The 25,519-nt window shown below is 68.3% G+C and carries 31 protein-coding genes and 1 tRNA gene; 12 read left to right on the top strand and 20 right to left on the bottom strand.

What is annotated here, in order from left to right; genetic code table 11:
• From FA740_RS02825 to tig, 4 genes are all read right to left on the bottom strand, one after another.
• The coding region (locus FA740_RS02825; RefSeq protein WP_136855258.1) for a hypothetical protein at window positions 1-312 on the bottom strand (312 nt) is incomplete at its 3' end.
• Between the two features lie 282 nt (window positions 313-594).
• Window positions 595-668, bottom strand: a tRNA-Gly gene (locus FA740_RS02820).
• 42 nt (window positions 669-710) lie between these two features.
• Window positions 711-1,130: a DUF1489 family protein gene (locus FA740_RS02815; RefSeq protein ID WP_136855257.1), complete on the bottom strand. Its 420-nt coding sequence runs from the start codon at window positions 1,128-1,130 to the stop codon at window positions 711-713.
• A gap of 115 nt (window positions 1,131-1,245) precedes the next feature.
• Window positions 1,246-2,580, bottom strand: a complete 1,335-nt coding sequence (gene tig / locus FA740_RS02810; RefSeq protein ID WP_136855274.1) for a trigger factor — start codon at window positions 2,578-2,580, stop codon at window positions 1,246-1,248.
• 155 nt (window positions 2,581-2,735) lie between these two features.
• Between tig and selD the strand changes: the two genes are divergently transcribed.
• Window positions 2,736-3,812: a selenide, water dikinase SelD gene (selD, locus tag FA740_RS02805; protein ID WP_136855256.1), complete on the top strand. Its 1,077-nt coding sequence runs from the start codon at window positions 2,736-2,738 to the stop codon at window positions 3,810-3,812.
• Here selD and FA740_RS02800 read toward each other — a convergent pair.
• From FA740_RS02800 to FA740_RS02785, 4 genes are read right to left on the bottom strand one after another with little or no spacing between them, the layout of a single operon-like run.
• Window positions 3,809-4,306, bottom strand: coding sequence for a phosphatase PAP2 family protein (locus FA740_RS02800; protein WP_246053423.1), 498 nt, complete (start codon window positions 4,304-4,306; stop codon window positions 3,809-3,811). The genes selD and FA740_RS02800 overlap by 4 nt on opposite strands.
• 3 nt (window positions 4,307-4,309) lie before the next feature.
• Complete coding sequence (locus FA740_RS02795) at window positions 4,310-4,720, bottom strand: cytochrome c family protein (protein WP_169306199.1); 411 nt, start codon at window positions 4,718-4,720, stop codon at window positions 4,310-4,312.
• A 59-nt stretch (window positions 4,721-4,779) separates the two neighbouring features.
• A complete protein-coding gene (locus FA740_RS02790) occupies window positions 4,780-5,445 on the bottom strand; it encodes an ABC transporter ATP-binding protein (RefSeq protein WP_136855254.1) in 666 nt (221 codons plus the stop codon).
• Window positions 5,438-6,733, bottom strand: a complete 1,296-nt coding sequence (locus FA740_RS02785) for a lipoprotein-releasing ABC transporter permease subunit (protein WP_136855253.1) — start codon at window positions 6,731-6,733, stop codon at window positions 5,438-5,440. Before FA740_RS02785 ends, FA740_RS02790 begins: the two co-directional genes overlap by 8 nt.
• A 135-nt stretch (window positions 6,734-6,868) precedes the next feature.
• On the opposite strand from FA740_RS02785, the gene radA reads away from it, so the two are divergent.
• From radA to purF, 3 genes are all read left to right on the top strand, one after another.
• Complete coding sequence (radA, locus tag FA740_RS02780) at window positions 6,869-8,233, top strand: DNA repair protein RadA (protein WP_136855252.1); 1,365 nt, start codon at window positions 6,869-6,871, stop codon at window positions 8,231-8,233.
• A 41-nt stretch (window positions 8,234-8,274) separates the two neighbouring features.
• A complete protein-coding gene (locus tag FA740_RS02775) occupies window positions 8,275-8,874 on the top strand; it encodes a CvpA family protein (RefSeq protein ID WP_136855251.1) in 600 nt (199 codons plus the stop codon).
• Window positions 8,875-9,016: 142 nt separating this feature from the next.
• Window positions 9,017-10,507, top strand: coding sequence for an amidophosphoribosyltransferase (gene purF / locus FA740_RS02770; protein WP_136855250.1), 1,491 nt, complete (start codon window positions 9,017-9,019; stop codon window positions 10,505-10,507).
• Between the two features lie 72 nt (window positions 10,508-10,579).
• Here purF and FA740_RS02765 read toward each other — a convergent pair whose 3' ends face one another.
• Genes FA740_RS02765 through FA740_RS02750 form a run of 4 tightly spaced genes read right to left on the bottom strand, consistent with a single transcriptional unit; the run spans window position 10,580 to window position 12,800 of the window.
• Window positions 10,580-11,014, bottom strand: a complete 435-nt coding sequence (locus tag FA740_RS02765; protein ID WP_136855249.1) for an NUDIX domain-containing protein — start codon at window positions 11,012-11,014, stop codon at window positions 10,580-10,582.
• Entirely contained in the window at window positions 11,011-12,045 is a 1,035-nt protein-coding gene (locus FA740_RS02760; protein WP_136855248.1) for a 5-(carboxyamino)imidazole ribonucleotide synthase, read from the bottom strand. The genes FA740_RS02765 and FA740_RS02760 overlap by 4 nt, the downstream gene beginning before the upstream one ends.
• Entirely contained in the window at window positions 12,038-12,523 is a 486-nt protein-coding gene (gene purE / locus FA740_RS02755) for a 5-(carboxyamino)imidazole ribonucleotide mutase (protein ID WP_136855247.1), read from the bottom strand. The genes FA740_RS02760 and purE overlap by 8 nt, the downstream gene beginning before the upstream one ends.
• A 58-nt stretch (window positions 12,524-12,581) precedes the next feature.
• Window positions 12,582-12,800 (bottom strand): YdcH family protein, encoded by a 219-nt coding sequence (locus FA740_RS02750; protein ID WP_136855246.1) that lies wholly within the window; start codon window positions 12,798-12,800, stop codon window positions 12,582-12,584.
• Between the two features lie 150 nt (window positions 12,801-12,950).
• Between FA740_RS02750 and FA740_RS02745 the strand changes: the two genes are divergently transcribed.
• From FA740_RS02745 to FA740_RS02735, 3 genes are all read left to right on the top strand, one after another.
• Window positions 12,951-13,526, top strand: a complete 576-nt coding sequence (locus FA740_RS02745) for a hypothetical protein (RefSeq protein ID WP_136855245.1) — start codon at window positions 12,951-12,953, stop codon at window positions 13,524-13,526.
• A 110-nt stretch (window positions 13,527-13,636) separates the two neighbouring features.
• Window positions 13,637-14,065 (top strand): Hsp20 family protein, encoded by a 429-nt coding sequence (locus tag FA740_RS02740; RefSeq protein WP_136855244.1) that lies wholly within the window; start codon window positions 13,637-13,639, stop codon window positions 14,063-14,065.
• Window positions 14,058-14,285 (top strand): DUF1150 family protein, encoded by a 228-nt coding sequence (locus FA740_RS02735; RefSeq protein ID WP_136855243.1) that lies wholly within the window; start codon window positions 14,058-14,060, stop codon window positions 14,283-14,285. Before FA740_RS02740 ends, FA740_RS02735 begins: the two co-directional genes overlap by 8 nt.
• Here FA740_RS02735 and FA740_RS02730 read toward each other — a convergent pair.
• Both FA740_RS02730 and FA740_RS02725 read right to left on the bottom strand, forming a co-directional pair.
• Complete coding sequence (locus tag FA740_RS02730; RefSeq protein ID WP_136855242.1) at window positions 14,282-15,097, bottom strand: TolB family protein; 816 nt, start codon at window positions 15,095-15,097, stop codon at window positions 14,282-14,284. The two genes, FA740_RS02735 and FA740_RS02730, sit on opposite strands and share 4 nt — an antisense overlap.
• 67 nt (window positions 15,098-15,164) lie before the next feature.
• A complete protein-coding gene (locus FA740_RS02725) occupies window positions 15,165-16,874 on the bottom strand; it encodes a bifunctional sulfate adenylyltransferase/adenylylsulfate kinase (protein WP_136855241.1) in 1,710 nt (569 codons plus the stop codon).
• 205 nt (window positions 16,875-17,079) lie between these two features.
• Here FA740_RS02725 and FA740_RS02720 point away from each other — a divergent pair, with 205 nt between their 5' ends.
• On the top strand, window positions 17,080-17,625 hold the full coding sequence (locus FA740_RS02720; protein WP_136855240.1) for a hypothetical protein: 546 nt from the start codon (window positions 17,080-17,082) through the stop codon (window positions 17,623-17,625).
• Here the strand turns inward: FA740_RS02720 and FA740_RS02715 are convergent, their stop codons facing one another.
• Window positions 17,626-18,243, bottom strand: coding sequence for a 2OG-Fe(II) oxygenase (locus FA740_RS02715; protein WP_136855239.1), 618 nt, complete (start codon window positions 18,241-18,243; stop codon window positions 17,626-17,628).
• A gap of 54 nt (window positions 18,244-18,297) precedes the next feature.
• Entirely contained in the window at window positions 18,298-19,281 is a 984-nt protein-coding gene (gene trxB, locus FA740_RS02710; RefSeq protein ID WP_136855238.1) for a thioredoxin-disulfide reductase, read from the bottom strand.
• Between the two features lie 156 nt (window positions 19,282-19,437).
• Here trxB and FA740_RS02705 point away from each other — a divergent pair, with 156 nt between their 5' ends.
• Both FA740_RS02705 and FA740_RS02700 read left to right on the top strand, forming a co-directional pair.
• Window positions 19,438-19,938 (top strand): Lrp/AsnC family transcriptional regulator, encoded by a 501-nt coding sequence (locus FA740_RS02705; protein ID WP_136855237.1) that lies wholly within the window; start codon window positions 19,438-19,440, stop codon window positions 19,936-19,938.
• Between the two features lie 3 nt (window positions 19,939-19,941).
• Entirely contained in the window at window positions 19,942-20,967 is a 1,026-nt protein-coding gene (locus tag FA740_RS02700) for a hypothetical protein (RefSeq protein WP_136855236.1), read from the top strand.
• 144 nt (window positions 20,968-21,111) lie between these two features.
• Here the strand turns inward: FA740_RS02700 and pgeF are convergent, their stop codons facing one another.
• From pgeF to lgt, 3 genes are read right to left on the bottom strand one after another with little or no spacing between them, the layout of a single operon-like run.
• Complete coding sequence (gene pgeF, locus FA740_RS02695) at window positions 21,112-21,876, bottom strand: peptidoglycan editing factor PgeF (protein WP_136855235.1); 765 nt, start codon at window positions 21,874-21,876, stop codon at window positions 21,112-21,114.
• Window positions 21,860-22,918: a class I SAM-dependent methyltransferase gene (locus tag FA740_RS02690; protein WP_136855234.1), complete on the bottom strand. Its 1,059-nt coding sequence runs from the start codon at window positions 22,916-22,918 to the stop codon at window positions 21,860-21,862. Before FA740_RS02690 ends, pgeF begins: the two co-directional genes overlap by 17 nt.
• Window positions 22,915-23,796, bottom strand: a complete 882-nt coding sequence (gene lgt, locus FA740_RS02685) for a prolipoprotein diacylglyceryl transferase (RefSeq protein WP_136855233.1) — start codon at window positions 23,794-23,796, stop codon at window positions 22,915-22,917. Before lgt ends, FA740_RS02690 begins: the two co-directional genes overlap by 4 nt.
• A 118-nt stretch (window positions 23,797-23,914) precedes the next feature.
• On the opposite strand from lgt, the gene FA740_RS02680 reads away from it, so the two are divergent.
• The gene (locus FA740_RS02680; protein ID WP_136855232.1) at window positions 23,915-24,172 is read left to right on the top strand and encodes an accessory factor UbiK family protein; all 258 of its coding nucleotides are present in this window, start codon (window positions 23,915-23,917) and stop codon (window positions 24,170-24,172) included.
• Here FA740_RS02680 and FA740_RS02675 read toward each other — a convergent pair.
• Window positions 24,163-24,474: a DUF6476 family protein gene (locus FA740_RS02675; RefSeq protein WP_136855231.1), complete on the bottom strand. Its 312-nt coding sequence runs from the start codon at window positions 24,472-24,474 to the stop codon at window positions 24,163-24,165. The genes FA740_RS02680 and FA740_RS02675 overlap by 10 nt on opposite strands.
• On the opposite strand from FA740_RS02675, the gene FA740_RS02670 reads away from it, so the two are divergent.
• Window positions 24,473-25,495 carry an RluA family pseudouridine synthase gene (locus tag FA740_RS02670; RefSeq protein ID WP_136855230.1) on the top strand — a complete coding sequence of 341 codons (1,023 nt, stop codon included), beginning with the start codon at window positions 24,473-24,475 and terminating at the stop codon, window positions 25,493-25,495. The genes FA740_RS02675 and FA740_RS02670 overlap by 2 nt on opposite strands.
• Window positions 25,496-25,519 lie beyond the last annotated feature (24 nt).

The following is a 25,519-nucleotide window of genomic DNA, read 5'->3' as shown; positions in this document are numbered from 1 at the left end:
ACGGCTTTCATAATCCCCGCCGCCGGCAGTCAGCATTGGGCTGGAAAAGCCCGGGCGCCTTCGAACGGAGGGCCGCCTAAAATGAGCACGCGGAGCGGCACATAAACGCGACAGGTCCAATCTGGAGCCAAGTTCCTGAGCGGCTTCAGGGGTCATTTCGCCAACGGATTTGAGCCCTTCAAGAAGCCGTTCGATACGTGCCAGTTTCTTCTGGCGGATCTCTTCAAGATGATGCCCGAAGCGATGCGCGATGGCGCTGGCCGTGTGCGCCAGGTCTTTGGGCGCGCGAAAGGGGAGGATGTGGACACGCATCTTAGTCACCTCGTTCCGGAAACGAAATCCGAAGAGGAGGCAGCCGTCCCCGTCAGCCTGCGACGGCTATTCGTATTGAGGAGAGGGGGAGGCGCTTGATGACGAGGCTCGCCGATCAACAGGCCTCGATTTTTGGCTTCGGGACTTTCTTCGGGACTTGTGCTCCCGAAGTGCCCCGAAATGGCACTTTTGTGCAATAGCACGAGGTTTGATAGACCACTCAAAATGGGCGGCAGCAGGCGTCTAAGCCATTATTCTGAATAATATTTTCGAATAAGATCATGGAGCGGGTGAAGGGAATCGAACCCTCGTCGTAAGCTTGGGAAGCTTCTGCTCTACCATTGAGCTACACCCGCGATGCCGCTGGAAATAGCCGGTGCGCCCCGCAGCGTCAAGCCTCAGCGCAACCCCATCTCGGCCAGGGCGGCGGCGATGGCGGGGGGCAGCGGCTCCTCCAAGGCGCGGCCCGCGGGCAGGTCGGGGGGCGCCTCGGGGCCGGGCAGATAGCGCCAGCCCTGGAACGGGCGGCGCGGGACGGCGGCGACGCGTACCAGCTCGCGGTCCAGCACCAGGCCGCAACGCAAGATGCCGTCCGCGCCCTCGACCCGTTCCAGCGTCAGGATGCGCTGGCGGGCCAGGACGACGCCCTTGAACACCCAATAGATCGACCCGCCATCCAGCAGCTCGGCCTCACGCTTGGGCCACATGCGCGTGACATGCAGCGCGGGGCCCGCGCCGAAACGGGTCTGCCAGGCGGCCAGGTCCTCGGGGCCCTCGGCGCCGACGCACAGCTTCATCAGATGCAGGGATCGTGTCATGGCCCTCACCTAATCGCGCCCGCGCGCCGCATCAAGGGATCACCTGACGCAGGCACGCGCCATGAAAAAGGGCCGCATCCGAGGATGCGGCCCGATCGCGGTCATGGGAACCGGATCACAGCTCGTCCAGCGCCTCGACGGCCTTTTCCAGCTCTTCCTTGGTCACGGTCTTTTCCTCGACCCTGGCCTTTTCGGCGATCAGATCGACGACCTTGTCCTCGAAGATCGGCGCGCGCAGCTGCTGCTGGGCGGCCTGGTTCGACTGGATGAACTCAAAGAACTGACGCTCCTGGCCGGGATACTGACGGGCGGCGCGCAGAACGGCCTGGGTCATCTCCTGGTCGGTGACGGTCACTTCGGCCTTCTGGCCGATCTCGGCCAGCAGCAGGCCAAGACGCACGCGGCGCTCGGCCAGGGACTTGTGCTCGTCGGTGGGTTCGATGGCGTCGTGGTTGTGGCCCTGAACCTCGGGGTTCTCCTCGTGCCACAGCTGATGCGCGATCTGCGCGGCCTCGGCCTCGACCAGAGAGGCGGGCAGATCGAACTTGACCGCCGCATCCAGCTGATCCAGCAGGGCGCGCTTCATCACCGCGCGCGCGGCGCCGGCATATTCGGCCTCCAGGCGCTCGCTGATCTGCTTCTTCAGACCGTCCAGGTCCTCGGCGCCGAACTTCTTGGCCAGCTCGTCGTCGATCTCGGCCTCCTTGGGGGCCTTCACCGACTTGATCTTGCACTCGAAGGTGGCATCCTTGCCGGCCAGGTGGGGCGCGCCGTATTCCTCGGGGAACTTGACCTCGACCTTGACGTCCTCATCGGCCTTCACGCCGACCAGCTGATCCTCGAAACCGGGGATAAAGCTGTTCGAGCCCAGGACCAGCGGGTAATCCTCGGCCGCGCCGCCCTCGAAGGCCTCGCCGTCGACAAAGCCCTTGAAATCGATGGTGACCTGGTCGCCCGACTTGGCCTTGGTGCCCTTCTTGCGGTCCTCGAAGGACTGCGCCGACTTGGCCAGGTTCTCCAGCGCCTCGGTGACGGCGGCCTCTTCGGCGGGGACGGTCAGCTTTTCCAGCGACAGCGTGGTCAGGTCGACCTCGGGGATCGCGGGCAGCGTCTCGTAGGTCACGTTGACCACGACGTCATCGCCCTCTTTCCAGGTGTCGCCACCCTCCATCTCGACCTTGGGCTGGGTGGCGGGACGGTCGCCCGACTGCTCCAGGTGGTCGCGCAGCGCGCCGTCGATGGCGTCCTGCATCGCCTCGCCCAGGATGCGCGGGCCGAACTGCTTCTTCAGCATCGCCATGGGCACCTTGCCCTTGCGAAAGCCCTTCATCTCGACTTCGGGCTGAGCTTCCTTCAGCTTGGCATCGACTGCGGCGGCCAGGTCGGCTGCGGGCAGCGTGAACTGATACCCGCGCTTCAGACCGTCGTTCTGCGTTTCCTTGACCTGCATCATCACCCTCATAGAAAGAAGGGCCACCTGTCCGGCGGCCTGAAAATTTGGGCCGTTCTAGTCGTGGCGCACCCCGCCTGCAAGCAGATAGCGGCGTGCGCCCGCTGGAACATCCCCGCCGCCGCGCTATGCTGCCCCACCGACAGGAGATCGCCATGACCCAAGCCAGCCCCACCGAACCCCGCCCGACCGAACCGCGCCTGACCTCGCTGGCCCATGGCGGCGGCTGCGGCTGCAAGATCGCGCCGGGCGTGCTGTCGGGCCTGCTGCGGGGCAGCGCCGCCCTGCCCGTCCCGCCCGAACTGCTGGTCGGCATCGAGACGTCCGACGATGCGGCGGTCTGGCTGCTGAACGACCGGCAGGCGCTGGTGGCCACGACCGATTTCTTCATGCCGGTGGTGGACGATCCGCATGATTTCGGCCGCATCGCCGCAACGAACGCGATCAGCGACGTCTATGCGATGGGGGCCACGCCGATCCTGGCGCTGGCGGTGGTCGGCATGCCGATCAACGCGATCTCTCACGAAACAATCGCGGCCATCCTGGACGGCGGCGCCTCGATCTGCCGCGAGGCGGGCATCCCCATCGCGGGCGGCCACACCATCGATTCGGTCGAGCCGATCTATGGCCTGGTGGCCCTGGGCCTGATCGACCCTGCCCTGCTGAAACGCAATGCCGAGGCGCAGCCCGGCGACCTGCTGGTTCTGGGCAAGCCCCTAGGCGTCGGCGTCATGTCTGCCGCGCTGAAGAAAGGCGACCTGGATTCAGCGGGTTACGCCCGGATGATCGACATCACCACGAAACTGAACCGTCCCGGCCCCGACCTTGCGGCCATTCCGGGCGTGCATGCCATGACCGATGTCACCGGCTTTGGCCTGGGCGGCCACGGGCTGGAGATGGCGCGCGGATCGGGCTGTGATCTGGTGATCGACTGGTCCGCCGTGCCGCGCCTGCCCGGCATCGACGCGCTGATCGAGGCGGGTCACGTGACGGGCGCCTCGGGCCGCAACTGGGCCAGCTATGGCGATGGCGTGGCCCTGCCGGACGGGTTTGCCGATGCCGACCGCGCCCTGCTGACCGATCCGCAGACCAGCGGCGGCCTGCTGGTCGCCTGCGCCCCCGACGCGCTGGAGGCGGTGCGCGCGGCCTTTGCCCGCCACGGCTTTGACGATGCGGCGGTCATCGGACAGGCGGGCGCGCGCAGCGACAGCCCGCGCCTCATCCTGCGCTAGAACCGCAGGCCCCAGCTGACCGACGCGCCCTGCGATCCGATGCCAAAGCTGGCGGCCCCGAAACCCAGCCCGATCAGCGCGCCCATCATCGCCTGATCGGGCGTGTGTTCGCCCGCTTGCACGCGGCTGACGGCGGTCAGCCCCGCCGCGCCATAGGCCGCAGCGCCCAGTTCGGGCCGGTCGTCCCAGCATTTGCCCGCCAGATCCGCCGCCCCGAACCCCGCCGCCGCCGCATGCCCCGAGGGGAAGCCCCGCCCGTCTCCGGTCGGGCGCGTGCCAAGGGGCGTGCCGTCGAACAGCGTCTTGAGGCCAAGGACCACCGCCGCCTGGACCAGACCCCGCAGCGCGAAATCCTCAAGCCGGTCCTGATCGGCGGCACAGACCGCCGCCGCCAGCGGCAGCCCGTATTTCATCGTCGTGCCGAACCGCTCCAGCCCCTCGGCCTGCACAGGCAGCGCCAGCAGGCAGGCCAACCCCGCAACTGCCGCGCGCATGGGTTACTGCTGCAGCGTCTGAAGGTAATCGGCCAGGGCCACCAGCCGCGCAGGCGTCGCCACGCGCTGGCCCGACCCGTCGTCATACATGACCACCGGCCCCTCGCGCAGGACCTCATAGATCGGCATATGCGATTCGCTGCGCCCCATCGTGTATCCGACCAGCTGTCCCATCACGCGGGTCTTGGGGAACACCCCGCCATTCTGCGCGGCCAGCATCGTCAGATCGACCGGCGCAGGCACCATCCCCACCGCGGCGGGACCGTTGCCCCGCCCGGTCGGGCCGTGACAGGCGGCGCAGTAATCGGCGTAATCGCGCGCGGCCCCGGTCAGCTGCGCCTCGGGCGCACAGGCCGCCACCAGCCCCGCCAGCGCGATCCCCGCCGCGCCCGCCATCATCACTGCCCGCATCATCTGCCCCCTTGGGTTGCTTATCGGCGCAGCATGCACCCGCAGCCGTGCCGGCGCAACGATCAGGCGGCGGTCAACCGAACGATCCGGTCCATCCGCGCCGCCAGCGCATGGTTATGCGTGGCGATCAGCGCCGAAAGCCCGGTGTCGCGCACCAGCGCCATCAGCACGTCGAACACCTTGTCCGAAGTCTCGGGGTCCAGGTTGCCCGTCGGCTCATCCGCCAGCAGCAGGGCGGGCGCATTGGCCAGCGCGCGGCAGAACGCCACCCGCTGCTGCTCTCCGCCTGACATCTGGGCCGGGCGGTGATCCGCGCGATGCGCCAGCCCCACGCGGCCCAGCAGGTCGGCGGCCCGCGCCTGCGCGTCGCGCCCCGACACGCCATTGGCCAGCTGCGGCAGGACGATGTTCTCGGCCGCGCTGAATTCCGGCAGCAGGTGGTGGAACTGATAGACAAAGCCCAGCTCCTGACGCCGCGCCTCGGTCCGCGCGCGGTCCGGCAGGCCGGTCATGTCGCGCCCCGCCAGCCAGACGCGCCCCGCATCGGGCGTGTCCAGCAGCCCCGCAATATGCAGCAGCGTCGATTTCCCCGCCCCCGACGGCGCGACCAGCGCCACGACTTCGCCCCGCGCGACGCTCAGGTCCAGCCCGTCCAGCACCGTCACCGGCGCAGGCCCGCCCAGACCATAGGACTTGCCCACGCCCTCCAGCCGCAACACGTCACTCATAGCGCAGCGCCTCCACCGGGTTCATCCGCGCGGCCCTGCGCGCCGGAAAGATCGTCACGACAAAGGACAAAAACAGCGACAGCCCTACGGCCCGCGCGATGTCCCAGGCCCGCAGATCGGCGGGCAGGCGATAGATGCCGCGCACCTCGGGCTGCCAGGCCCCGCCCCCGGTCAGCGCGTTCAGACCCGCCATGATATTGTCCACGTTCAGCGCCAGGGCCACGCCCAGCACCACCCCGGCGATCGTGCCGATGATCCCGGTGAAGGCCCCGCACAGGAAAAAGACCCGCAGGATCGACCCCTCGGTCAGGCCCATGGTGCGCAGGATGCCGATGTCGCGGCCCTTGTTCTTGACCAGCATGATCAACCCACTGGTGATGTTCATCGACGCGATCAGGACCAGCACCGACAGGATGACGAACATCACGTCATCCTCCATGTCCAGGGCCGACAGGAACGACCCGGAACTGTCGCGCCAGGACCAGGTCTGCGCGCCCTCTCCGGCGGCCCGCATCAGCGCCAGCGTCCAGTCGTCCACGCGTTCGGGGTCGTCGACGAAGACCTCGATCTCGTCGGCCACACCCTCGCGGTTGAAATAGGACTGCGCTTCGGCCAGCGGCATGTAGATGCGGGTGCGGTCGATGTCGTATCGCCCCGCGCTGAAGACATAGGTCACCTCATAGGCGCTGACCCGCGGCGTGGTGCCAAACGCGGTCCGCGCCCCCTCCGGCGCGATCAGGCGGATGCGGTCGCCCACCCCCACGCCCAGCTCGCGCGCGATGCCCGATCCGATGGCGATCCCCTCGTCGAACCGCTCCAGATCGCCCATGGAGGTCGCGGGGTCCACGATGCGCGGCATCGCCTCCAGATCGGCGCGGGCGACGCCGAACACCTCGGCCACGTTCGAGCTGTCGTTGGCGCTGGCCATGACCTGCCCCTTGACGATCGCCGCCGTGCGGGTGACGCCCGGAACCTCGGCCAGACGCACGGCCATGCCCTCGTAATCGCTGATCCGCCCCGGCACGACATAGACGTCGTCGGTAAACTCATTGGTGATCGTCTGCGGGCTGACATAGACCGTGGTATGCGCATTGGCGCCCAGGATCGTGTCCACGAACTCGGCCCGAAAGCCCGCCCGCACCGCCAGCGTGGCGATCAGCGCCATCACGCCCAGGGCGATGCCGATCAGGCTGATCCAGGTCATGACGCTGACGCCACCCTCGGCGCGGCGCGCCCGCAGGTATCGCCAGGCGATCATGAATTCGAAACGCGAAAAGCCTATCGCCATGGTCCAAGCCCCTGAATTTCCGCCCGGACCCTGCCCCCGCGCCCCCCGAAATTCAAGCCGACAAAGGCGTGAGCCCCTCTTCTCCCCTCAAATATCCAACTTGCGACGCCCGGTTCCGGGTGCCAGATGGGGGGCATGGCAAAACAGACCTCCGCCTTCACCTGCACCGCCTGCGGCGCCGCCCACAAGAAATGGGCCGGGCGCTGCGACGCCTGCGGCGCCTGGAACACCATCATCGAGGAGGCCCCCCTGTCCCAGGGTCCGGGCCGGGGCCTCGGCGCCTCCAAGGGCAAGCCAGTGCCCCTCTCGGGCCTCTCGACCAGCGAACCGCCGCCGCCGCGCTTCCTGTCGGGCATAGACGAGCTGGACCGCGTGCTGGGCGGCGGGCTGGTCCCCGGCTCGGCGCTGCTGGTCGGCGGCGATCCGGGCATCGGCAAGTCGACCATCCTGCTGCAGGCGGCGGCGGCCTTTTCGCGCGCCGACTATCAGGCGATCTATTTCAGCGGAGAGGAGGCCAGCGCCCAGGTTCGCATGCGCGCGGTCCGTCTGGGTCTGGCCGACGCGCCGATGCGGCTTGGGGCGGAAACGAACCTGCGCAATATCCTGACCACGCTGGACGCCGAACGCCCCGACGTGGCGGTGATCGATTCGATCCAGACGCTGTGGTCCGACACGGTCGAGGCCGCGCCGGGCAGCGTGGCCCAGGTCCGCGCCGCAGCCCACGAGCTTGTGACCTTCGCCAAAAGCCGCGGCGTCGCGGTGATCCTGGTGGGCCATGTCACCAAGGACGGCCAGATCGCCGGCCCCCGCGTGGTCGAGCATATGGTCGATTGCGTGCTCTATTTCGAAGGCGAACGCGGCCACCAGTTCCGCATCCTGCGCAGCGTCAAGAACCGCTTTGGCCCATCCGGGGAAATCGGCGTGTTCGAGATGACAGGCGCTGGGCTGGCCGAGGTCGCCAACCCCTCGGCGCTGTTTCTGTCCGAACGCGGCCAGCCCATCGCGGGCAGCGCCGTCTTTGCGGGCATCGAGGGCACCCGCCCCGTCCTGACCGAGGTGCAGGCCCTGGTCGCGCCATCCACGCTGGCCAGCCCGCGCCGCACGGTGGTGGGCCTGGACAGCGGCCGCGTCAGCACGATCCTGGCGGTGCTGGAGGCGCGCTGCGGCATCCCCTTCGCAGGTCTGGACGTGTTCCTGAACGTCGCGGGCGGCATGAAGGTCGCCGAACCCGCCGCCGACCTGGCCATCGCGGGCGCGCTGCTGTCGGCCCGCGAGGACAGCGCCCTTCCCCCCGATGCGGTGCTTTTCGGCGAAATCAGCCTGTCCGGGGCCCTGCGACCGGTGTCGCAGACCGAAAACAGGTTGAAAGAGGCGCAGAAACTTGGTTTTTCACAGGCGATTTTGCCCGACGCCTCCAAGGTCGAGGGCGGGTCGGGCATGGCGCTCAGGCGCATCACCGACCTGACGGGATTTGTAGGCGATGTCTTCGGCGCCGGCTGAACCGCCTGATAACGAACCAGAACCGGCGCAAAGGGCAGGACATGGACGGATTTACGATCATTGACGCGGTGGTGGCAGGTGTCATCATCCTTTCGGCCATTCTGGCCTGGTCGCGCGGCTTCGTGCGCGAATCGCTGGCCATCCTGGGCTGGATCGGGGCGGCCGTGCTGGCCTTCCTGTTCGCGCCCACGGTGCGCCCGATGATCGCGCAGCTGCCCGTGCTGGACCGCTTTCTGGGCGACAGCTGCGAGCTGGCGACCATCGCGGGCTTTGCGGTGGTCTTTGCGCTCGCGCTGGTGGTGTTCTCGATCGTGACGCCGCTGTTCTCGTCGGTCGTGCAGCGCTCGGCCCTGGGCGGGGTCGATCAGGGCATCGGCTTTCTGTTCGGCGTGGCGCGGGGCGTGCTGCTGGTGGCCATCGCCTTCATCGTCTACGACCGCGTAATGACCACCCAGAACGTCGCCATGGTCGAGAATTCGCGCTCGGCCCAGGTGTTCGAACGCATGCGCCTGCAGATGGATGACCAGATCCCGGCGGATGCGCCCGGCTGGATCGTGACCCGCTATGAACAGATGGTGATGGGCTGCACCGCCACCGGTGCTCCGGTCACCACCACGGCCCCGGCGCCTGCCTCCAACTGAGGCGCCGCCCGCCCCCTTGCGACAGAACCATGACGAAAAAGCGCCCCCGCGGACCCGCGGGGGCGTGACTTTGCCGGTGGTCGGGACTACATACCCCCCGACAGCACGACGATATCAGCCCCCACATATCGAGGCCCGCGCGATGCAACCCTTCCTCGCCCATCCGTTCGATTCGGACCGTCTGCACGAAGAGTGCGGGATCTTCGGCGCCATCGGCGTGGTCGACGCCTCGAACTTCGTGGCCCTCGGCCTGCACGCCCTCCAGCACCGCGGACAGGAGGCGGGCGGCATCGTCGCCCACGATCCTGATTACGGCTTCAACAGCGCCCACCGCTTTGGCTATGTGCGCGACAACTTCACCAAGCCCGAGCTGATGGCGACCCTGCCCGGCCAGCTGGCCATCGGCCATGTGCGCTATTCCACGGCCGGGACCAAGGCCAACACCGCGATCCGCGACGTCCAGCCCTTCTTCGGCGAGTTCCACATGGGCGGCTGCGCGATCGCCCATAACGGCAACATCACCAATGCCGCGGCGCTGCGCCGCGAGCTGATCGAGCGGGGCTCGATCTTTCAGTCGTCGTCGGACAGCGAATGCATCATCCACCTGATGGCGCGGTCGATCCAGCGCAACATCCCCGAGCGGATGAAGGATGCTTTGCGCCGGGTCGAGGGCGCGTTCTCGGTCATCGCGATGACCCGGACCAAGCTGATCGGCGTGCGCGACGCCCTGGGCGTGCGCCCGCTGGTGCTGGGCCGCGTGGGCGAGGACGGATATGTCCTGGCCTCCGAGACCTGCGCGCTGGACATCATCGGCGCCGAGTTCCTGCGCGAGGTCGAGCCCGGAGAGATGGTCGTCATCTCCAAGGGCCAGATCGAGTCGTCGCGCCCCTTCGGCCCCTCCACCGGGCGGTTCTGCATCTTTGAGCATGTCTATTTCTCACGCCCGGATTCGATCATCGGCGGGCGGTCGGTCTATGAGACGCGCCGCCAGATCGGCGTGGAACTGGCCCGCGAGGCCCCGGTCGAGGCCGATCTGGTCTGCCCCGTCCCCGACAGCGGCACCCCCGCGGCCATCGGCTATGCCCAGGAATCGGGCATCCCATATGGGATGGGGATCATCCGCAACCAGTATATGGGCCGCACCTTCATCGAGCCGACCGACCAGATCCGCAACATGGGCGTGCGCCTGAAGCTGAACGTGAACCGCGCGCTGATCGCGGGCAAGCGGGTCGTTCTGGTCGATGACAGCGTGGTGCGCGGCACGACCAGCCGCAAGATCAAGGACATGATCATCGACGCGGGCGCCGCCGAGGTGCATTTCCGCATCGCGTCGCCCCCCACCGCCTGGCCCTGCTTCTATGGCGTGGACACGCCCGACCGCGACAAGCTGCTGGCGGCGAACATGACGCCCGAGCAGATGCGCGACTGGATTGGCGTGGACAGCCTGTCCTTCGTGTCGCTGGACGGCCTCTATCGTGCGGCCGGAGAGGCCGCGGGCCGCGACCCCAAGGCGCCGCGCTATTGCGATGCGTGTTTTTCGGGCGATTATCCCGTCGCGCCCTTCGATCAGCTGGAGCGTGGTTTCCGCATGAAGGTCGGATCGGAAACGGCGGTCAAGCAAGCGGCCGAGTGATTGCGTCCCGCGATCGCCGGGGGACGTCCCGTCCCCCGGACCCCCTGGGGGATATTTTCATGAAGAAGAAGGTCAGGGGATGATGCGCTCCAGCGCGTCGTAGTCTGCCTGGCCTGTGGACCAGATTGTCTGGGCCAAGCTGTCGGGCTTGTGGCGCAGTGTGGTCAGTTCGGCGCGGGTGACCCATCGGGCGCGGTTCACGATGCCCTCGGGATCGGCCAGGGTCAGGCGGTCGGAACCGGTCAGCGTGGCGCGGAAGTGGATCTCGACCTGGTGAAAGCGGCGGTCGGGGTCGTGGAATTCGTTGACCAGAAAGGGTGCGCCCACGGCGATGGTCAGGCCGGTCTCCTCGCGCACCTCGCGGGAGAGGTTGTCGGGAAGGGAGGCGTGCGGATCGACGCCGCCGCCGGGCAGGCACCACAGGTCGGACCCATGGCCCGGATAGGCATTCACCATCAGGATGCGGTCCGCCTGCAGGATCGCGGCGCGGACCGCCAGGCGGATCATCCGGTGATCCGGTTCGCGTGGCCCATCTTGCGGCCCGGGCGCGCCTCGCCCTTGCCATAAAGGTGGATCTGCGTCCGGGGCTGCGCCAGCAGCGCGGGGACGCGGTCCATATCGTCGCCGATCAGGTTCTCCATCACCACATCCGCGTGGCGTTTGCCGTCGCCCAGGGGCAGGCCCGCTACGGCGCGGATATGCTGTTCGAACTGATCGACCGCGCAGCCGGCCTGGGTCCAGTGGCCGGAATTGTGCACGCGGGGCGCGATCTCGTTCACGATCAGCCCGTCGGGTGTGACGAACAGCTCGACCCCCATGACGCCCACGTAATCCAGCGCATTGGCGATGCGCGCGGCGATCAGGACGGCGTCGGTGGTGACGCGGGCGGGCTGGCCGCAGGGGATCGTGGTTGTGCGCAGGATGCCGCCCTCATGGACGTTCAGGCCGGGGTCATAGGCCGCGACCTGGCCGTCGGTGCCGCGGGCGATGATCACGCTGATCTCGGCCGTGAAGGTGACGAAACCCTCCAGCACAGATGGGGCGCCGGTCCAGTCGGCGGGGCCGTCGCCGATGCGCACCTGGCCCTTGCCGTCATAGCCCATGCGGCGAGTCTTGAGGATCGAGGGGCGCCCGATCCGGGCGATGGCCGCGTCCAGCGCGTCCCGGTCAGGGACATCGGCAAAGGGGGCGACGGTCAGGCCGATTTCGGTCAGAAAGGTCTTCTCGGTCAGCCGGTCCTGGGACACGGCCAGCGCGCGCCTGCCGGGGCGGATGGGACGCAGGCTCTCCAACAGGTCCAACGCGCTGGTCGGCACGTTCTCGAACTCATAGGTGATGACGTCCACGCTGTCGGCGAAGGCGCGCAGGGCGGCCTCGTCCTCATAGGGGGCGGTGGTCACGCGCCAGGCCACGTCGCCCGCAGGGGCCGCGCCGGGCTCAAAGATGTGGCAGCGCAGGCCGAGGCGGCTGGCCGCCGCCGACAGCATGCGGCCCAGCTGGCCGCCGCCCAGGATGCCGATGGTGCGGATCTCAGTCATCGACGGGCTCCTCGGGGATCGAGGCCGACAGCGCCGCGCGCCAATCGTCCAGCCGCTGCGCCAGCGCCGGATCGTTCAGCGCCAGGATGCCCGCGGCCATCAGCCCGGCATTGGCCGCCCCGGCAGCCCCGATCGCCATGGTCGCGACCGGATAGCCCTTGGGCATCTGCACGATGGAGTACAGCGAATCGACCCCGGACAGCGCCTTGGTCTGGACCGGCACGCCGATCACCGGAATGCGCGTTTTGGAGGCCATCATGCCCGGCAAATGGGCAGCACCCCCCGCCCCCGCGATGATCACCTGCAGCCCGCGATCGGCGGCGGTGCGGCCGTAGTCCCACAGCCGGTCGGGCGTGCGATGGGCGCTGACGATGCGCGCGTGCCAGGCGATGCCCAGCTCATCCAGGATGGTTGCCGCCTCGCGCATGGTGGGCCAGTCGGACTGGCTGCCCATGATGATTCCCACCGCCTCGGTCATCGCATCTTCCCCGTTTTGCCGTCAGGCCCGTCCTAGCGCGGGCGGGCGCGGGTCGCAATCAGGCGATGATGTCGGGGGTTAGCTCATCCTCCAGCCGGGCGATGCGGTCCTTCAGGGACAGCTTTTGCTTCTTCAGCCGCTGCAGGGCCAGGGACGAGGTCAGCTGCTGCCCCTGCAGGGCGGCGATCGCCTCGTCCAGGTCGCGATGCTCGCAGCGCAGCGCCTCCAGACGGGCCTGGGCGATCTCATGATGGGTCATCGAATGCTGCATGTTCATCGGGCGGACTCGGGGTCAGGAATGCCGTGGTCCTGGACTATAGCGCGTTGTGGGCGCTGTGTTAACACATGGTCTGCATCCCGCCGGAACCATTGCAAAAATCCGCGGATCACGGCATCGTGAGTCCGATTCCGCGGATCGGAGGTCGCCATGTTTCGCCTTGCCTTGACCCTGTCGCTGGCCACAGGACCCGCCTGGTCCCAGGACATGCTGACCCAATGCGTGAACCAGTGCCTGTTCGAATACGGCCCCGCGGGCAGCCCGGCCCATGATCTTTGCGTGGCGCAACTGTGCATGGCCGCCGCGCCAGCACCCGAAGCGGCCCCGCCGCCCACGCCGTCCCAAGTGCCCGCGCCCGCTCTGGCGCAGCCGCCCGGTCCGATCTGGCGCGCCGATCCCACCCTCGGCACGGCCGAGATCCGCTGGCGCGGCCGCAGCATGGCCTTTCGCTGCGACGCCGAAGGGGGCAGCATTTCGGTTTCAGGTCTGGGCGGAGGCGGCAGTGCGCTGAGCTTTGCCGTGGACGGGCAGCGGCTGGACGTGCCGTTCCAGACCCGCGACGGCACGCATTACGCCCAGGTCGAACCGGAATCGGCGCTGCTGGAGGCGTTGATGGCCGGGCGTCAGGTCACCATCGTCGCGGGCCAGGTGACGCTGACCCTGCCTCTGGCGGGGTCGCGCCGGGCGATCAGCCAGGTCATGGCCGATTGTGACCCGACCCCCTGAGCGGCGCTTGCGCATCTTGCAAAGACGCGCGCGGCTTTCCATATTTGGAACAGGGAAGGTCGCCGATCAGGGGCCCGCCCTGCACAGTCGCTGCAACGCAAAGGGCTGAGATGACAAAGATTTCCCTGGGGGCGCACCCCTATCTGCTGGGCTTCGACCAGCTTGAACGCCTGGTGGAACGGGCCGCCAAGGGGGCCGAGGGCTATCCGCCCTACAATATCGAGCACCTGCCCCCCGATGCCTTTCGCATCACTCTGGCCGTCGCCGGTTTCGCCGAGGACGACCTGGCCATCACCACCGAGGATCGCCAGCTGGTGATCCGCGGTCGCCAGCCCGAGGGCGATGACAGCCGCGTCTTCCTGCATCGCGGCATCGCGGCCCGCGCCTTTCAGCGCAGCTTCGTGCTGGCCGACGGGGTCGAGGTCATCGCCGCCGCGATGGAGAACGGCCTGCTGCATATAGACCTGCGCCGCGTCAATCCGCAGCAGGTCGTCAAGACCATTCCGATCAGCCGCAATCAAGGGGATCACCATGGATAGCAAATTCGATTTCGGCGCCCAGGACCGGGCGCGCACCGTCTATATCCGGCCCGTCGCGCTGGACAGCCTGCCCCGCGACGTCCGCGAGCAGATGCCCGATGTCCAGACGCTCTATGCCGTCCATGACACCGATGGCGAACGCCTGGCGCTGGTTCAGGACCGCAACCTGGCCTTTACCTTGGCCCGCCAGAACGAATTGCGCCCCGTCAGCGTCCACTAATCCGCCGCGGGGGCATAGCGCATATAGGCGAATGCCCGCCCGTCGGGTGACCAGCAGGGCACGTTCAGCGTGCCCTGCCCGCCGAACAGATCGCACAGCTTGCGCCGCCCGGTCCCGTCGGGCGCCATGATCCACAGCGCCACGTCCCGGTCGCGCGGATGCCCCTCGGTCCCCGGCGCATAGGCCAGCCAGACCACATGCCGCCCGCAAGGCGACGGATGCGGGAACCAGTTCACGTGATCGTCGCGAAAGACCGGCGCGGCCTCGGACCCGTCGGCACGCATCCGCCAGATCTGCGCATGGCCGGTCGCATCCGAATTGAACCAGATCCAGCGCCCGCAGGGGCTGAAATCCGGCCCGTCGTGATGCGCCACGCCGGGGGTCAGCACCCGCTCATCCCCGCCCGCCAGATCGCAGGTCGCGATCCGCACCACCCGGTCCCCCCGCGCGCAGGCATAGACCAGCCGGTCGCCCTGCGCGCCATGCCACCAGCTGGGCCGCGCCAAAGGCAGGGTCCGCACCTGCCGCCCGTCCCAGAGATGCACCCCCGCGCCCGTCCCGTCATGGGCGGAAAACACCACCCGCCCGTCGGGCAGAAAGCCGTGATCGTTGTTGCACCGCTCGGCGCAGCCGGTCTCCAGCGGCTGCAGCCCCGCCGCATCGGCGCGCCACAGCCGCCCCTCGCCATTGACCAGGAACCAGCCGTCGGGATGCCAGTTCGGCGCCTCGATCAGGCGCGGCGTGCGCAGGATCACCCGCGCCGCCCCCGCCTCCAGATCCCAGACCTCCAGCGATGACCGCCAATCCGTCATGGCCCCCTCCCCCTCAGCAGAACGGCCCCGGTCTGCACCGGGGCCGCGTCAGTCACCACCCTACGGATCAGGTCAGGCCGATCAGGCCCATCCCCTCCAGCTTCAGCAGAACCTGGTGGGCGGCGCTGTCCACGTCGATATCGGTCGTGTCCACGCGCAGCTCGGGGGTCGTGGGCTCCTCATAGGGGTCCGAAATCCCGGTGAACTCCTTGATCTTGCCTTCGCGGGCCAGCTTGTACAGGCCCTTGCGGTCGCGGCGCTCGCATTCCTCCAGCGGCGTGGCGACATGGACCTCGACAAAGGCGCCCCCGGCCTCGACCATCTCGCGCACGGCGCGGCGCGTCGCGGTATAGGGCGCGATGGGCGCGCAGATCGCGATGCCGCCGTTCTTGGTGATCTCGGACGCGACATAGCCAATGCGCTTGATGTTGATGTCGCGATGCTCCTTGGAAAAGCCCAGCTCCGACGACAGATGCTTGCGCACCACGTCACCGTCCAGCAGCGACACGGGACGCCCGCCCATCTCCATCAACTTGACCATCAGCGCGTTGGCGACGGTCGACTTGCCCGAACCGGACAGGCCGGTGAAGAACACGGTAAAGCCCTGCTGGGCGCGCGGGGGCGAGGTGCGGCGCAGCTGCTGGACGACCTCGGGAAAGCTGAACCATTCCGGGATGTCCAGCCCCTCGCGCAGGCGGCGGCGCAGCTCGGTGCCGCTGATATCCAAGACGGTCGTGCCCTCGGGGACCTCGTTGGCGGGGAAATACTGTGCCTTTTCCTGCACATAGACCATGTGCTTGAAATCCACCATCTCGACTCCGATCTCGTCCTTGTACTGGGTGAACAGGGTCTGCGCATCATAGGGGCCATAGAAATCCTGGCCCGCGCTGTTCTTGCCGGGACCCGCATGGTCGCGGCCGACGATGAAATGCGTGACGCCATGGTTGGCGCGGATCAACCCGTGCCAGACCGCCTCGCGCGGGCCCGCCATGCGCATCGCCAGGTTCAGCAGCGACAGGTTGGTCGTGGCCGCCGGATACTTGTCCAGCACCGCCTCATAGCAGCGCACGCGGGTGAAATGGTCCACGTCGCCCGGTTTGGTCATGCCCACGACCGGGTGAATCAGCAGGTTGGCCTGTGCCTCGCGGGCGGCGCGGAAGGTCAGCTCCTGATGCGCGCGGTGCAGCGGGTTGCGGGTCTGAAACGCGACGATGCGGCTCCAGCCCAGCTTCTTGAACATCGCGCGCAGCTCGTTGGGCGTGTTGCGGCGGGCGCGGAAATCGTAATGCGTCGGCGCGGCCAGGCCCTTGACCGGGCCGCCCAGATAGACCGGGCCCGCGACGTTGTGCAGATAATTCACGGCCGGATGGGCCAGATCGTCGGCACCAAAAACCTTTTCGGCCTCGACCGCCTTGTTCGGCACCCACTTGTCGGTGACCGACATGATCGCCAGGATCACGCCCTCCTGATCGCGCAGCGCGATGTCGGTGCCCGGGGCAAGCCCCTCGGCGAATGTGTCCGACACGTCCAGCGTGATCGGCATCGGCCACAGCGCTCCCGATTCCAGGCGCATGTCGTTGACGACGCCGTTGTAATCGGCCTCGGTCAGGAACCCCCGCAGCGGGTTGAAGCCGCCGTTCATCAGCAACTCCAGATCGCAGATCTGGCGCGGCGTCAGATCCCAGCTGGGCATCTGTCCGGCATCATCCTTGAGTGCGGCGGCCGCGGCCTCGGAGACATAGAGTTCGGGAATGGGGGTGTGGTTCGACAAGGTCATGATCGGGCCCGTGGTTACGCAAAACAGTCAACACGCGTGCTCCGTCGGGACCGCGTGACTCTGGCTGACGCATAGCCGGGATAAAAGCGATATTCAAGTCTGGGAAAACGCTTAACGCAGCCGATGATTGTGTCGCGCCGTCAAGGGGGAACCCTGACCCATGCCTGACGTTGGGGCCCTGAAACGACATGAAGCGGAGGGTCCGATGACCGATCACAGCCAAGCCAGCCCCGAAGAACAGCGCGCCCTGACCCAGGAGGAGCTGGGCTTTGCCAATCAGGCGCGTCAGCCCGCCTTGGGCCAGCTGTCGGACAAGGAGCTGTCGGACCTCATCGGCCTGCTGCGCACGCGCCGCAACCGCGCCCGCGACATGGCCGCCCGTCAGGGCCGCGAGGCGCGCGGCAAATCCGCCCCCAAGGGCGTGAACCCCGCCGGCGGCAATGAGGGCACGCGGTCGAAATCGGAATATCTGTCGGCTGCACTGGACCGCGCGATGGCCGAACGCGAAAGCCGCGAAGCCGGCGACGCGCCCAGCCAGAAGGATCTGGCCGAAAAGGCCGCGCAGCTCAAGGCCGACGGCGCCGATGCGAACCCGATGATGGAGGACGGCGCGGCCCTTCACCCCAATGACCCGGACGCCGATCCCGGCAAGAAGGGCATGGCCGATACCGACCGCAACACCGCCCCCTCGGGCGCGCTGGACCACGCGGGCGAGCTGCCCTCACGCGAACGCTCGCGCGAGCGTCGCTGATCAGGCCAGCGCCTCCTGCGCCAGGTTTCTCTGGCGCAGATTGGCTGCGGCCTCGTCATAAAGAAACGGCAGATAGACATAGCGCCGACCGGCGGTGACCCGGTCGGCCTGATGCAGCAGGCTGCAGCTGAAGATCAACGCGCTGCCCGCCTCGGGCCGGAACCGCCGCTCCGAGAATTCGGGAAAGCTCAGCCCGCCCCCCACGAAATCATCGTTCAGATTGACCGACACGGCAAAGCGGCGATGCGCCGTCCCCGGCGTCGTATTGTCGCGATGGGCACGGAAATGCCCGCCCTCATCCGCGCGATAGCACGCCACCAGATAGCGTTCCTTGCGCGTCACCTCGAACGCATAGGCCTGCCGGATGGCGGGCACCACGCGGTCGATGATCCGCTGCCGCACCGCCCCGACCAGCGCGGGGTCACGCAGCACATGATCGCGCCGGACCTTGTGCGCCGGATCGTGGCGCGCAACCGTCCGGCCCGCCTGGTTCACCATAAAGCCCGACGCCTCGCCGCCCCCCGCATCATAGCGTTCGATCAGCGCGGCACACAAAGCGGGCGGAAACAGGCCGGGCACCATCAGCACCGGCGCATCAAGGGTCAGGGTCCGTGTCATGCCCCGATTGTCGCCATGCCCCGGCGATGGGGCAAGGCGGAACTGGCTAAACTGTTAGTGGATCGCCGCCACCAGCCCCTCCGGGGCGGTCGTGACCTCGCCTTGGGCGGCCAGGAAATGCTCGGCATCCAGCGCCGCCATGCAGCCCATGCCCGCGCTGGTCACCGCCTGGCGATAGACATGGTCGGTCAGGTCGCCCGCCGCAAAGACGCCCGGAATCGAGGTGCGCGTGCTGCCCGGCTCGACCCTCACATAGCCGCCATTGTGCAGCTCCAGCTGATCCTTGACCAGTTCGCTGGCAGGCGCATGGCCGATCGCCACGAAAACCCCGTCCGCCTTGATCTCGCGCAGCGACCCGTCGCGCAGATCGCGCAACACGGCGCCGGTGACGCCCATCGGCGTCTCGACGCCCGACACCTCGGCCAACTCGGCGTTCCAGATCACCTCGACCTTGGGATGGGCGAACAGACGGTTCTGCAGGATCTTTTCGGCGCGCAGGCTGTCGCGGCGATGAACCAGCGTGACCTTGCTGGCAAAGCGCGTCAGGAACAGCGCCTCCTCGACGGCGGTGTTGCCGCCGCCGACCACCACCACATCGCGGTTGCGATAGAAGAACCCGTCGCAGGTCGCGCAGGCGCTGACGCCAAAGCCCTTGAACTTCTCCTCGGACGGCAGGCCCAGCCAGCGCGCCTGCGCGCCGGTCGCCAGGATCACCGCATCCGCCGTCACCACCCGCCCGCTGTCGCAGGTCGCGGTGAAGGGGCGGCTCTGCAGGTCCAGCGTGGTCACCAGATCGGTCACGATCTCGGCACCCATCGCGCGGGCATGGGCCTCCATCTTGACCATCAGCTCGGGGCCCTGGATCTCGGTCTCGCCGGGCCAGTTCTCGACCTCGGTCGTGATGGTCAGCTGGCCGCCAGGCTGCATCCCCTGGATCAGCATCGGCTCCAGCATGGCGCGGGCTGCATAGACGGCGGCGGTATAGCCCGCGGGCCCCGACCCCACGATCAAAAGTTTCACATGGCTGCGTTCGGTCATCTTGCGCCCCTTTCGCGGTTTGTGCATGAGGTAATCCCTCACGCGCCGGACTGCAACGCATCCCCGCCCCTGCCAGATCTCGATAAGATTGTTGCGCCGGACGGGGCGGCATTGTAGTTTCCGGCAACGCCACGACCTGACAGAAGAAAGACAACCATGGCCGGCGCCAAACTCGACGACATCGACCGCAAGATCCTGGCCGAACTGCAGGCCGACGGCCGCATGACGAATGTCGAACTGGCGCGCCGCGTCGGCATCTCGGCGCCGCCCTGCCTGCGCCGTGTCCGCACGCTGGAGGAGCTGGGCTATATCCGCGGCTATCACGCCGACATCGACGCGCGCGAACTGGGCTTCGAGGTGCAGGTCTTTGCCATGGTCCGCCTGGCCAGCCAATCGGAACGCGACCTCTCGGCCTTCGAGGCGCTGGTCCAGGAATGGCCGCTGGTGCGCGAATGCCACATGCTGAACGGAGAGATCGACTTCATCCTGAAATGCATCTCGCCGGACCTGTCGACCTTCCAGCGCTTCCTGACCAACAACCTGACGGCGGCGCCGAACGTGGCCTCGGTCAAGACCTCGCTGGTGATCCGAGGCGCCAAGGACCTGCCCGCCGTCCCCTTCGAGATCGTCGAGGAACGCGTCCGCGAAGCCGGCTGAGCCATGCGCCGCATCGCCCGCCTGACGCTGGTCCTGTGGTCGCTGGCCACGGTGGCGGCGGCGGGTTGGATGCTGGCACAGAACCCCTTTGCCGCCCCCCTGGCCGAACGCGGCCTGGATCAGGCCCGCGCGGCCCTGACCCGCGCGGTCGCCGCCCGCGCCACCCCCGACTGGATCATCACGCGCCTGCGGGACGCGCTGGCGCGGGACGACCGCCAGATGCTGCAACTGCTGTCCGATCTGGCCGCCGATCAGGCCACGCCCCTGCCCGCCGATCTGCGCGCGCAGGTGGAGGCCGCCCTGTCCCCCGACCTGATGGAGACGCTGGCCGATTGCGGCACCTGCATGACCGACATCACCGCCTGCCCCAGCCTGTCGCTGATCGCGGCCTGCACCCTGCCGTTCGAACTGTCGCCCGCGGGCGACGCGGCGGCGCTGATCCGCCAGGGCCATGCCTGGGCCTCGGGGGGCGACCCGGACGGGGTCGAGGCCGCGCTGGCCTCGGTCGGGCTGGCGGCCACGGCGGGCACGCTGCTGACCGCCGGGCACAGCCTGTCGCTCAAGGGGGCGGCCACCACGCTGCGCGTCGCGCGCCGGGCCGATGCGCTGTCTCCGGGCATGACCCGCGCCCTGGCCGTGGCCGCGCGCAGCCCCGACCCCGCCGCGGCCCTGGGCGGCATCGCGACCGACCTGCGCCGCATCGGCACGCGCACCTCAATCCCCGAGGTGCTGCCGATCCTGCGCCTGGCCCGCGACCCCGCCGACCTGCGCGCCCTGGCCCGCCTGTCCGAGGCCACAGGCCCCCGCACCAGCCGCACCCTGACCGTGCTGGGCAAATCCGACAGCCTGCGCCTGATGCGCCGCGTCACCGATGCCGCCCTGACCGCCGCCGCCCTGCTGGGCCTGCTCCTGGGCCAGATCGCAGCCCTGCTGGGCGCGCTGGCGCAGCTGGCCCTGCGCCGCGCCCTGCGTCCCGCGCCCGCCCGCCGCGCGCCTCCGCCGTTGCGCCAAAGGTTAACGCCCGCCTAACGCAGCCTGCGCAAGCGGTGTACAGTCTGTGCACGCACGGTGTCTGCCCGGTGCCCGCCCTGTGCGACGGTTTTTCCCATGAAATCAGACGTTGTGCTGGCACAGTTACACCTGTGGCACCGATGCAACGCGCGGCCCGTTGCGCTACAGCGCGATGGCGCTGATCAGCCGCCCGTAATCGGGCTGCCCCTCATGCGTGGCGCGGCGATAGCTGAAGAACCGCGCCGGGTCGGAATAGGTGCAATGGCGCGACCACTCGGCCTCGACGCCCGCGTCGCGCAGCCGCATCAACCCATAGCCCGGCAGATCGAACATCGGCCGCCCCGCCGGACCGCCGGCGAAAAACCGTTCGTTGTCAACGTCATCCGACAGGAACTCATCCATGAATTCGGGGCTGACCTCATAGGCGCGCTGGCTGATGCTGGGTCCGATCACGGCCCGGATCTGCCCCGCACCCAGGTCGCGCATGGCCGCGACCGTGGCCTCGATCACCCCGGCCAGCGCCCCGCGCCAGCCCGCGTGACAGGCGCCAACCACGCCTGCCTCGGGGTCGGCCAGCAGCACCGGCTGACAATCGGCGGTCAGCACCGCCACCGCCACGTCGCGCCGCGCGGTGACGATGCCGTCCGCCTTGATTTCCTTGACCTTTTCGATGTCATCCCCGGCCCGCAGCGTGACGACATCGGCGGAATGCACCTGCTTGACCGTCGCCAGCAGACCGGCGGTGACGCCCATCGCCCCGGCCACCCGGGCGCGGTTGACCAGCACCATCTCGCTCTGGTCGCTGGAGCGGCGGCCGCAGTTCAGCCCGGCGAACAGCCCGGACGAGGCTCCGCCCTTTCGCGTGAAAAATCCGTGCCTTACATCGGACAGCAGCGGGTGGTTCAGGATTTCAAGCGTGGTCTGCATGGGCCTCCAGCGGGACAAATCCGGGCACGGGCGGCGCGCCGCGGGGCCAGATGGCGATGGCCTTGAACAGGTGACCCATTTCCGCCGGGTCGGTCAAGCGCCGAAGCGCGGCCATCGCGCCCGCATCGCCCGCCTGCGCCAATCGCTGCGCCCGCGCCTCGATCCCAAGCGCGCAGAGCCAGTCGCCCTGCCGCACCGGCCGCGACACGACCGAGCCCCCACGCAAAGCCGCCGCCGCCAGCGCCGCGAAATCGACATGCGCCGTCAGATCGGCCAGTCCGGGCTGGGCAAAGGGGTCCTCGGGCGCGTGATTGCGCAGGGCCTGGAAGGTGTCACCATAGCCGTTCCAACCACCGTAATCGACGATGATCGCCGCCCCGCCCTGCACCGCGATCCTCCGCGCCAGCGCCTCGGCAAAGACCGCGCCTTCGGAGCACTCTTCGATGATGTCGCCGGGCTGGCCGGGGCGGTTCATGGGAACGACGGGGCCAAGACCGATCCGCAGCGCCTCCCCCTGCAGCCCGACCAGACGCTCGCGCCAGCCCTCAGGCGTCATCTGATACTGGCGGATCGGCAAGGCGTCGATGAACTCGTTTGCAATCAGGAACAGGGGGTTGTCCTGTAGATCCTCGATGGATTCGATATGCCGCACATGGCCTAGGCGGTCCCGCTGGACTTGGCGCAGATGGGGTGACGCCTCGATCAGCGCGACGCGGGCCGCATCGTGCAGGCCCGGCACGCGCGCCGCGGCGCGCAGCATGTCGGCCATCAGCGTGCCGCGCCCCGGCCCAGGCTCGACCAGGTGGAACGGGGTGGGCGCACCCTGGTCCAGCCAGGCCTGCGCCAAAGCCAGGCCGCAGATCTCTCCGAACATTTGATGGATCTCGGGCGCGGTGGTGAAATCGCCCGCCGCGCCAAAGGGATCGCGGGTGGCATAATAGCCGTGGCGGCTGTCCATCAGGCAGAGGCGCATGTATTCGGCCAGGCTGATCGGGCCGCCCGCGCGGATGCGCGCGGCGATCACACCGGCCAGCGGGGTCATGCCGACAGCGGCGCGCGTGCCCGCGCCCGCCAGATCAGCGCCAGCCCGATCAGCACCATCGGCAGCGACAGCGCTTGGCCCATGGTCAGCCCGATGACCGGGCCGCCCAGCACATGCCCAAGCGGGTTTTCGGGGGTGATGAACTGCGCATCGGCGACCCGGAACAATTCGACGAACATGCGGGCAAGGCCATATCCCGCAAGGAAAATCCCGAAGGCCAGCCCCGGACGTCGCAAGCCCCCTGCCCGGACCACCGCCCAGAGGATCAGGCCCAGGAGCAGCCCCTCCAGCCCGGCCTCATAGAGCTGGCTGGGGTGACGCGCGCAGGCGCCCACGACGCCCGGACAGTCCTGCGCGGCCTGGCCCGGAAAGATCACGCCCCAGGGCAGGTCGGTCGGGCGGCCCCACAGCTCGGCGTTGATGAAGTTGGCCAGCCGCCCGAACAGGATGCCGATGGGCGCCACGACCGCCATCGCGTCGGCCAGCCGCAGAACCGGCACGCCCTGCCGCCGCGCCCAGGCCCAGGTCGCCACGATGACGCCCGCGAAACCGCCGTGAAAGCTCATCCCGCCCTGCCAGACCTGCAGGATCTGCGCCGGATTCGCCAGGTAATAGGCGGGCTCGTAGAACAGCACGAAGCCCAAGCGTCCGCCCAGGATCACCCCCAGGATCACCCAGGTCAGCAGGTCATCCACCCGGTCGGGCGTGGTTGGCGGCGTGCCGCCCCACAGCGCGGGCCTGCGCATCATCGCCACGATCAGCCGCCATCCCAGGATCAGACCGGCCAGGTAGGCCAGCGCATACCAGCGCAGCGACAGGGAGAAACCGCCTAGGCTGATCGTGAAGATCTCGGGGGAAATGTCGGGAAAGGGGATCATGGGGCCTCGGGGCTGCGTTTTGTCGCGCACGCTAGTCGCCAAAGCCGCAGTGTCAACATTGAACCCGGACGCGCCCCGGACCATATAGGACGCAACGCAAGACAAGGAACGCCACCAGATGACCACGCAGAACCGTTTCTTCGACGACATGTCCAAGCTGATGACGAATGCCATGGGCGTGGCCCAGGGCGCCCGCACCGAGGCCGAGACCGCCATGAAGGGCTGGATCGACCGCTGGCTGGCCGATCGCGACTTCGTCACCCGCGAGGAATTCGAGGCCGTGCGCGAGATGGCGATCAAGGCCCGCACCGAGAATGCCGAGCTGAAGGCCCGGCTGGATGCGATGGATGCGGGGCGCGACCAGCCTCAGGGCTGAAGCGCCATCTGCCCCACCAGCGCCCCCGCGCGGTCATAGACCAGCACCCGGTCATCGGTCGTCAGCACGACGATGCGGTTCTGGGCAAAGGTCACCGCGCGGGACTGCACTCCCTGCGGCAGCGTGATCGCCGCGGGCAGTTCGGGCAGCACCGGCTGGTTCAGGCGCATCCACAGCATTGCCACCACCGCCACCATTCCCAGTCCCATGACCAGCGTCAGCCCGGTGACCAGCGTTTTCAGAAAGCGCAGCTCCGGTACGGCTTTCGCCGCCACCTTCCAGTCGGTATCATCCTGCGCCATGTCGATCCTTTCCGTGACCATCCCGGCCAATCCGCCTGACCGACTTGATAAGGCGCTTGCGATGGCGGTGCCAGTGGATGCGGCCCTGTCGCGGTCCCGCCTGGCGCGTCTGATCGCCGAAGGCGCCGTGACCGGCCCCGACGGCCCCGCCCGCGACGGCAAGGCCCGCGTGGCCGAGGGGCAGGAATACCACATCGCCCTGGCGCCCCCCGAACCGGTCGAGACGCGCCCCGAGGCGATCCCTCTGGTCATCGCGCATGAGGATGATGACCTGATCGTGATCGACAAGCCCGCGGGCATGGTCGTTCATCCGGCTCCGGGCAGCCCGTCGGGCACGCTGGTCAACGCGCTCTTGGCGCATTGCGGCGATTCGCTGTCGGGCATCGGCGGGGAAAAGCGCCCCGGCATCGTGCATCGCATCGACAAGGACACCTCGGGGCTGCTGGTCGTGGCGAAATCAGACCGCGCCCATCACGGTCTGGCCGCCCAGTTCGAGGCGCATACCGCCAACCGCCGCTATCTGGCGCTGGCGCATGGGGTGATCGACGCGGCCGACCCGCGCCTGCGCGGCACGCCGGGGGTCAGCTTTGAGGACGGGCTGGTCCTGCGTATCGCCACGCATCTGGCCCGCCACCCAAGCGACCGGCAGAAGCAGGCCGTCTATGCCGACAAGGGCCGTCATGCGGTCACCCGCGCCCGTCTGCTGGAACGGTTCGGCACGCCGCCCGCCGCCATGCTGGTCGAATGCCGGCTGGAAACGGGGCGCACCCATCAGATCCGCGTGCACATGGCGCATTGCGGGCTGGGGCTGATCGGCGATCAGACCTATGGCGGGTCGCGCCGCGCCTCGGCCCGCGCCTTGGGTGTCGTGGCCGAGGCCGTGCAGGCCTTTCCCCGCCAGGCGCTGCATGCGGCGCATCTGGGCTTTGTGCATCCGGTCACGGGCGTGGCCATGGGGTTCGACAGCCCGCTGCCCCCGGACATGCAGGCCCTGCTAGATGGGTTGCGCGCCGCCTCTTGACGCAAACGTGACGGGTTCCCACAT

It is taken from the genome of Paracoccus hibiscisoli, assembly GCF_005048265.1.
Taxonomy (GTDB): domain Bacteria; phylum Pseudomonadota; class Alphaproteobacteria; order Rhodobacterales; family Rhodobacteraceae; genus Paracoccus; species Paracoccus hibiscisoli.
This window is presented reverse-complemented; position numbering and strand designations above follow the sequence as displayed.

Excerpts from the sequence above, each read along its gene's own strand:
- FA740_RS02815 (WP_136855257.1), bottom strand. The coding sequence starts at position 1,130 with ATGACACGATCCCTGCATCTGATGAAGCTGTGCGTCGGCGCCGAGGGC.
- tig (WP_136855274.1), bottom strand. The coding sequence starts at position 2,580 with ATGCAGGTCAAGGAAACGCAGAACGACGGTCTGAAGCGCGGGTATCAG.
- selD (WP_136855256.1), top strand. The coding sequence starts at position 2,736 with ATGACCCAAGCCAGCCCCACCGAACCCCGCCCGACCGAACCGCGCCTG.
- FA740_RS02800 (WP_246053423.1), bottom strand. The coding sequence starts at position 4,306 with ATGCGCGCGGCAGTTGCGGGGTTGGCCTGCCTGCTGGCGCTGCCTGTG.
- FA740_RS02795 (WP_169306199.1), bottom strand. The coding sequence starts at position 4,720 with ATGATGCGGGCAGTGATGATGGCGGGCGCGGCGGGGATCGCGCTGGCG.
- FA740_RS02790 (WP_136855254.1), bottom strand. The coding sequence starts at position 5,445 with ATGAGTGACGTGTTGCGGCTGGAGGGCGTGGGCAAGTCCTATGGTCTG.
- FA740_RS02785 (WP_136855253.1), bottom strand. The coding sequence starts at position 6,733 with ATGGCGATAGGCTTTTCGCGTTTCGAATTCATGATCGCCTGGCGATAC.
- radA (WP_136855252.1), top strand. The coding sequence starts at position 6,869 with ATGGCAAAACAGACCTCCGCCTTCACCTGCACCGCCTGCGGCGCCGCC.
- FA740_RS02775 (WP_136855251.1), top strand. The coding sequence starts at position 8,275 with ATGGACGGATTTACGATCATTGACGCGGTGGTGGCAGGTGTCATCATC.
- purF (WP_136855250.1), top strand. The coding sequence starts at position 9,017 with ATGCAACCCTTCCTCGCCCATCCGTTCGATTCGGACCGTCTGCACGAA.
- FA740_RS02765 (WP_136855249.1), bottom strand. The coding sequence starts at position 11,014 with ATGATCCGCCTGGCGGTCCGCGCCGCGATCCTGCAGGCGGACCGCATC.
- FA740_RS02760 (WP_136855248.1), bottom strand. The coding sequence starts at position 12,045 with ATGACTGAGATCCGCACCATCGGCATCCTGGGCGGCGGCCAGCTGGGC.
- purE (WP_136855247.1), bottom strand. The coding sequence starts at position 12,523 with ATGACCGAGGCGGTGGGAATCATCATGGGCAGCCAGTCCGACTGGCCC.
- FA740_RS02750 (WP_136855246.1), bottom strand. The coding sequence starts at position 12,800 with ATGAACATGCAGCATTCGATGACCCATCATGAGATCGCCCAGGCCCGT.
- FA740_RS02745 (WP_136855245.1), top strand. The coding sequence starts at position 12,951 with ATGTTTCGCCTTGCCTTGACCCTGTCGCTGGCCACAGGACCCGCCTGG.
- FA740_RS02740 (WP_136855244.1), top strand. The coding sequence starts at position 13,637 with ATGACAAAGATTTCCCTGGGGGCGCACCCCTATCTGCTGGGCTTCGAC.
- FA740_RS02735 (WP_136855243.1), top strand. The coding sequence starts at position 14,058 with ATGGATAGCAAATTCGATTTCGGCGCCCAGGACCGGGCGCGCACCGTC.
- FA740_RS02730 (WP_136855242.1), bottom strand. The coding sequence starts at position 15,097 with ATGACGGATTGGCGGTCATCGCTGGAGGTCTGGGATCTGGAGGCGGGG.
- FA740_RS02725 (WP_136855241.1), bottom strand. The coding sequence starts at position 16,874 with ATGACCTTGTCGAACCACACCCCCATTCCCGAACTCTATGTCTCCGAG.
- FA740_RS02720 (WP_136855240.1), top strand. The coding sequence starts at position 17,080 with ATGACCGATCACAGCCAAGCCAGCCCCGAAGAACAGCGCGCCCTGACC.
- FA740_RS02715 (WP_136855239.1), bottom strand. The coding sequence starts at position 18,243 with ATGACACGGACCCTGACCCTTGATGCGCCGGTGCTGATGGTGCCCGGC.
- trxB (WP_136855238.1), bottom strand. The coding sequence starts at position 19,281 with ATGACCGAACGCAGCCATGTGAAACTTTTGATCGTGGGGTCGGGGCCC.
- FA740_RS02705 (WP_136855237.1), top strand. The coding sequence starts at position 19,438 with ATGGCCGGCGCCAAACTCGACGACATCGACCGCAAGATCCTGGCCGAA.
- FA740_RS02700 (WP_136855236.1), top strand. The coding sequence starts at position 19,942 with ATGCGCCGCATCGCCCGCCTGACGCTGGTCCTGTGGTCGCTGGCCACG.
- pgeF (WP_136855235.1), bottom strand. The coding sequence starts at position 21,876 with ATGCAGACCACGCTTGAAATCCTGAACCACCCGCTGCTGTCCGATGTA.
- FA740_RS02690 (WP_136855234.1), bottom strand. The coding sequence starts at position 22,918 with ATGACCCCGCTGGCCGGTGTGATCGCCGCGCGCATCCGCGCGGGCGGC.
- lgt (WP_136855233.1), bottom strand. The coding sequence starts at position 23,796 with ATGATCCCCTTTCCCGACATTTCCCCCGAGATCTTCACGATCAGCCTA.
- FA740_RS02680 (WP_136855232.1), top strand. The coding sequence starts at position 23,915 with ATGACCACGCAGAACCGTTTCTTCGACGACATGTCCAAGCTGATGACG.
- FA740_RS02670 (WP_136855230.1), top strand. The coding sequence starts at position 24,473 with ATGTCGATCCTTTCCGTGACCATCCCGGCCAATCCGCCTGACCGACTT.
- FA740_RS02675 (WP_136855231.1), bottom strand. The coding sequence starts at position 24,474 with ATGGCGCAGGATGATACCGACTGGAAGGTGGCGGCGAAAGCCGTACCG.